Below are 4,449 nucleotides of genomic sequence, written 5' to 3' on the forward strand. Positions count from 1 at the left end.
CTTAGCGTGGCCTACGGCCAAGCCGACGCTGCGCGAACGGCTATTTCTATTAGCTGTAATCTTAAATAAGTGATTAAATAGCTATAAATCTGAATAATGAATAACTATTCCCCCTACGTCTGAAGGGCAAATGTCCAAGCCACAAAATAAGTTAACTTGATGATATCCTTGGCTCCATGATAGTTTATTTTTTAAAGTAAAAATAGTTAATCTATCGGCCGTAGGCAACGCTAACATAAATAAATCTCGGGCTTTAAATTGATTTTTTTTTGATTGAGTTGCCTTTTTAATTGATGAGTTATTTAATAAAAAAAGTTTCTCTCTTATTAACCGCTTTAGAAAATTTAGATATCGTCAAGTCTATTTTTTGAAGATTTAACCGTTTCAATAAATCTCGCATACTGATCACACTCTTATCCATTACATACTCCAACTAACAAGATACAAATGAGAAGGGACTGAGAGATAGATAATCTTTTTTTGGTAACGGTTCCAAAATATCTTTTATGATTTTTGGAAAACTTATTTAAATCATACTTAACGAGTATGAATTTTATAGCTTTGATGATTTTATCATATTGAACAACTTTTTTGACACTTTTTTTTGACATTCAACACTTCTGCATCAAAATAATTACCAAGAACATGATAGTATCCTGAGGGGGTGACGTGCAAGCTAAAATTCCAGGGTAATCCCAGCTATTTTGTATAAATTGTACTTGACAAAACACACGTTGGCGCAAAAGTTGGCTTTGGTTCAATTCAGACTAGACAATCTCTCCAGAATCCAGGAAATTGGATAGAGATTAAATTAGTCTGTTCACATGCTCTCAGCCCTGATGTTCCTTGGCTTTGGTGCTCCCACCCCATCGCCCCTTTCAACAAAGGATGAAACAGCTCATTCATAGCGTGATTAATCAGTTTGAGGCATTGGATGACCGGAGAGTCAAACGGGAACCCAAGCATAAACTTGTAGATATTGTGACCATCACCATCTTGGCTTCTGTCTGGGGCAGATAATATGGTAGCCATTGAAACCTATGGCAAAGTGAAACAGCAATGGTTAGAGACGTTTTTGGAATTGCCCCATAGTATTCCATCTCACAATACCTTTTCGGGAGTCTTGGCATTGATTGACCCAACTCAGTTGCATGAATGCTTCAATAGTTGGGTGGAGCAGTAACCCACCCAGCTAGAGATTAAGCTGATCAATATTGATGGGTTTAACTGCTCGGGGTTCCTACGATCGCGAAAAGCAATCTCATTGGCTTACACACGGTGAGTGCCTGGGCGAGTGAACATCATCTGGTGTTAGCTCAACAACGGGCCCTTGAGCAAGTCCAATGATATCACAGCCATTCCCTTGCTATGGAAGGGCAAGACCCGTGTCGTGATGGTGATACGAAGTTACTCCTTACCCTGCCAATAATAATACCTAATCTGCCAACTCTTCATGACGCTTTCATGAGCCGAAGAAGGGATGAAGGTATGATTGAAAACTGTCCTAGGTTTTTGATACCCAGTTGACAAATTTAAATGGGATTACCCTGCTATCCTTAGGATAGGCAGCAGTCTGAAATAATCCGGGAAATGTCTGAAGCAACCCGCTCCCAACCATAATACTTGTCACCCAGATGGCGTCCGTATCGACCCATTTTTTCAGCTAACTCTTTATTGGACAATAAAGAGTTAATTGCTTCTGCAAAGGCATCGGGATTCTCATAGTCACTGATCAAGAGACCGTTCATATCTGGGATGACTACTTCTGCGTTTCCTCCTCGCATTGTGGTAACCATAGGAAGACCTGTTGCCATTGCTTCATAATGAACTCGTGCTAAAGGTTCTTGCCATTGAGATGCACAAACAAAGATATCACCCATGAGGAAGTACTTCTGGACATTTGCCGGTGGAATAAAGCCAGTCAAATAAATTGATTCTTCATAGGTTTTTGCTTGTTCTTTCAGTTGACGAACATATTTATTTTCCTCGTTATGGCCGTACCATTTGCTACCCACTATAAAAAGAAATGTTGATGGATGTTGTTCTAGAATTTGGGGTAGGGCAGAAATTAGGATATGAGGTCCTTTCTTAATACTTAATCGACCTACATAGACAACGATTTTGCGATCGGTCAATCCGTGAGAACTTAGCAATTCTTGGCGACGTCTAGATCCTTCCGGTGACCATCGGGACTGAAACTGTTCTAAGTCAACTCCTGCATATACCGGGTTAAGTTTATGTCGGTAGTCAGGGAAGAGATCGGCAATTCCATCAGCAATAAATTTGCTGACTGTTATGACTCCTCTGACCTTCTCTAGACAAGTCTCAGCAACCTCAGGTTTAATCTTTTCCTCATGAAACATTTCATTGTGCATGCTCAGGAGAAACTGACTACTAGGGCTAGCAGCAGCAATAGAGGGTAAGTATTTAGGGCGATTGTAAAGAATGACTAAATCGAATTTTTCCTCAGCTACAAATTTAGCAGCTGCTTGGTAGTAAGCATCACTATCACCTGTGGGGAAGCGCTGGTAGCTGACTCCATTCAGGACATGTTGATTGGGCAAATCTGAATCAGTGACAGAAAAAACACTAACGTCATGAAACTTGCTTAGATAAGGTAGTATTCCGTCAATATAAGTCTGGATTGCACCTCCTCGAATACATGGAACAGGAAGCTTCTCAGTGCAGATTAAGAGGATCCTCACTACTTTGACCTCATAACTTCTTAAATTTGATTACTTTTCTCTGACGACATGATTACTCAGCTCTTTGCTGTCCTTAATTTAGGGGCGTTGCAAACCTGGTTTTCAGTTCGCGGAGAGTGGTAGCTTGGTTAGACCTTGGACACAACGAGTTATTCACCAAACTTAGTGGTGACTGCTGATAGCAGGACGCAATCTGCAACCTGATTTTGGGTTTTGTCGAACACCCAAACCTTGAGATCAACCCATGCTTATTAATCCATATAAAGTGTGTTTAATTTTTTTGACACACTGTATATGGATTTTATTGCCAAGATTGCTCAATGTTATTGTGCCTTCAATGATTTTATAGTTATTATGCCCCCAACGATTTTATATGAAATGTAAGAATTCAGGTGAGGGTGGTTGACAAAATATTGAAATCCGGTGTGGTAGCGGCATGAGCGAACAACCGAAACCCGAAAAACTAGCTTCCCCCCAACTCAAGCCACTGACAACAGAGCAGTTGGTGGTCGTGATACTGCAGCAAAAGCTGATCGACCAACTGTTGAAGGAATTAGCCGAACTCAAGCTCACACTTAAACCCAACACCTAAATTACCTCAGAACCGTCATAGCGCGGACTTAATAGACCTCTCCAAAAACTTGAAACTATCTCAGTAACTGCTTTTCAGCGCTCAAATTGACCAAGTAAATTTCACCTGAGGGGGTGACATTTGCCCTGAAAAGCTTACTATATAAGGCTTTGATGCCAATTATCTTAGCAAAGATAAACTGGCAAATTCACCCTACGAATGATTTTCTAGAAGCTCAAACCCTTATAACTACCTCCAAGCTCAGGCCAAAACAGTATGTATATTCTAGGTGCGCACCTGTAGCGAATTTAATTCGCCTAGGTCAGGCGCACCGATTAAGTAACATATCGGCTTAAAGTACTCCCAGTAAGGATTTTAGCTGGCATTTTACCCCCTCAGGTCTCCTCTAGAAGGAGAAAGAACATTTGCTATCGTAGGAGATGCAAGTTCAATTGAAGAGGCGACAGACATTGATTATTTTATCACTAACGCCTAATGTGAATTAGACACAAGAGAAAGGAGGCTCGAAGATGGAAATGTCACTGACCACCCGGAAACCTCCTATGAACAGTATAGACTTTCCAACGCTGATAACCACCATTTTTGTTCTGGTGGATTACTGGTATCAACAAAAAATTCAACCCCTCTTACTGCTGAAAGCAGGAGCAAAAGCGCGTTTGAGCGATTCAGATTCAGAGGTGGAAATCCATACCGTTCCTGGTAGTCATATATCTAATGATGAGAGCTAATTTGTCAAGTAAATATTAATAAGCTTGAAAGCCTTACTATGATTGTCTTTTGGGTATTAAATAGTTCAATTGTTCTAGTTGAGCGCAAGCCTTATCCTACAAGGATTACAGCGAGTTTACAAATCAGCTCTTAGGCTCCAGCATCACCAACTTTGCCCTTGATGTTTGGGTTGATCACCATAGTGGTTCGGTTACTCAGTTATCCTTTCTGATTCTGTTTAGTACCCTCCCCTGTTCCGTTGCTGCATCGCTAAATACTAAGCAGATTTAGCCAGTAAAGGTTCTACCGTCTGGGAGGATTCACCGACCTGCTCTAAAATCTCAATCAATTCCCGTTCAAAGGTGACCAAAGCACGATTGGTTTTCCCACCAATATAAAAGCGATCGCCTTTTTGTAATGCCCAAATCTGAGAGTGGGAGACAT

General features: G+C 40.9%; 5 protein-coding genes and 1 pseudogene. 4 read left to right on the forward strand and 2 right to left on the reverse strand.

Features of this window, described 5'->3' with window-relative positions; genetic code table 11:
* Positions 1 to 888 precede the first annotated feature (888 nt).
* Both F6K53_RS35295 and F6K53_RS35300 read left to right on the forward strand, forming a co-directional pair.
* Positions 889 to 1,020 carry a transposase family protein gene (locus F6K53_RS35295; protein ID WP_149030736.1) on the forward strand — a complete coding sequence of 44 codons (132 nt, stop codon included), beginning with the start codon at positions 889 to 891 and terminating at the stop codon, positions 1,018 to 1,020.
* Position 1,021: 1 nt separating this feature from the next.
* Entirely contained in the window at positions 1,022 to 1,183 is a 162-nt protein-coding gene (locus F6K53_RS35300) for a transposase family protein (RefSeq protein WP_083304948.1), read from the forward strand.
* 373 nt (positions 1,184 to 1,556) lie between these two features.
* Here the strand turns inward: F6K53_RS35300 and F6K53_RS35305 are convergent, their stop codons facing one another.
* The gene (locus F6K53_RS35305; protein ID WP_293083946.1) at positions 1,557 to 2,705 is read right to left on the reverse strand and encodes a glycosyltransferase family 4 protein; all 1,149 of its coding nucleotides are present in this window, start codon (positions 2,703 to 2,705) and stop codon (positions 1,557 to 1,559) included.
* A gap of 436 nt (positions 2,706 to 3,141) precedes the next feature.
* Here F6K53_RS35305 and F6K53_RS35310 point away from each other — a divergent pair, with 436 nt between their 5' ends.
* A complete protein-coding gene (locus F6K53_RS35310) occupies positions 3,142 to 3,297 on the forward strand; it encodes a hypothetical protein (RefSeq protein WP_293083949.1) in 156 nt (51 codons plus the stop codon).
* A gap of 509 nt (positions 3,298 to 3,806) precedes the next feature.
* Entirely contained in the window at positions 3,807 to 4,025 is a 219-nt protein-coding gene (locus F6K53_RS35315; RefSeq protein ID WP_070390860.1) for a hypothetical protein, read from the forward strand.
* A 257-nt stretch (positions 4,026 to 4,282) separates the two neighbouring features.
* On the opposite strand, the pseudogene F6K53_RS35320 reads toward F6K53_RS35315, so the two are convergent.
* Positions 4,283 to 4,449, reverse strand: a pseudogene (locus F6K53_RS35320) (cytochrome c biogenesis protein); the annotation flags it as partial.

Source organism: Moorena sp. SIO4A1, assembly GCF_010672065.1.
GTDB lineage: Bacteria > Cyanobacteriota > Cyanobacteriia > Cyanobacteriales > Coleofasciculaceae > Moorena.

What these genes read in the sequence shown, in the direction of transcription:
- F6K53_RS35310 (WP_293083949.1), top strand. Translation starts at nt 3,142, where the DNA reads ATGAGCGAACAACCGAAACCCGAAAAACTAGCTTCCCCCCAACTCAAG.
- F6K53_RS35300 (WP_083304948.1), top strand. Translation starts at nt 1,022, where the DNA reads ATGGTAGCCATTGAAACCTATGGCAAAGTGAAACAGCAATGGTTAGAG.
- F6K53_RS35315 (WP_070390860.1), top strand. Translation starts at nt 3,807, where the DNA reads ATGGAAATGTCACTGACCACCCGGAAACCTCCTATGAACAGTATAGAC.
- F6K53_RS35295 (WP_149030736.1), top strand. Translation starts at nt 889, where the DNA reads ATGAAACAGCTCATTCATAGCGTGATTAATCAGTTTGAGGCATTGGAT.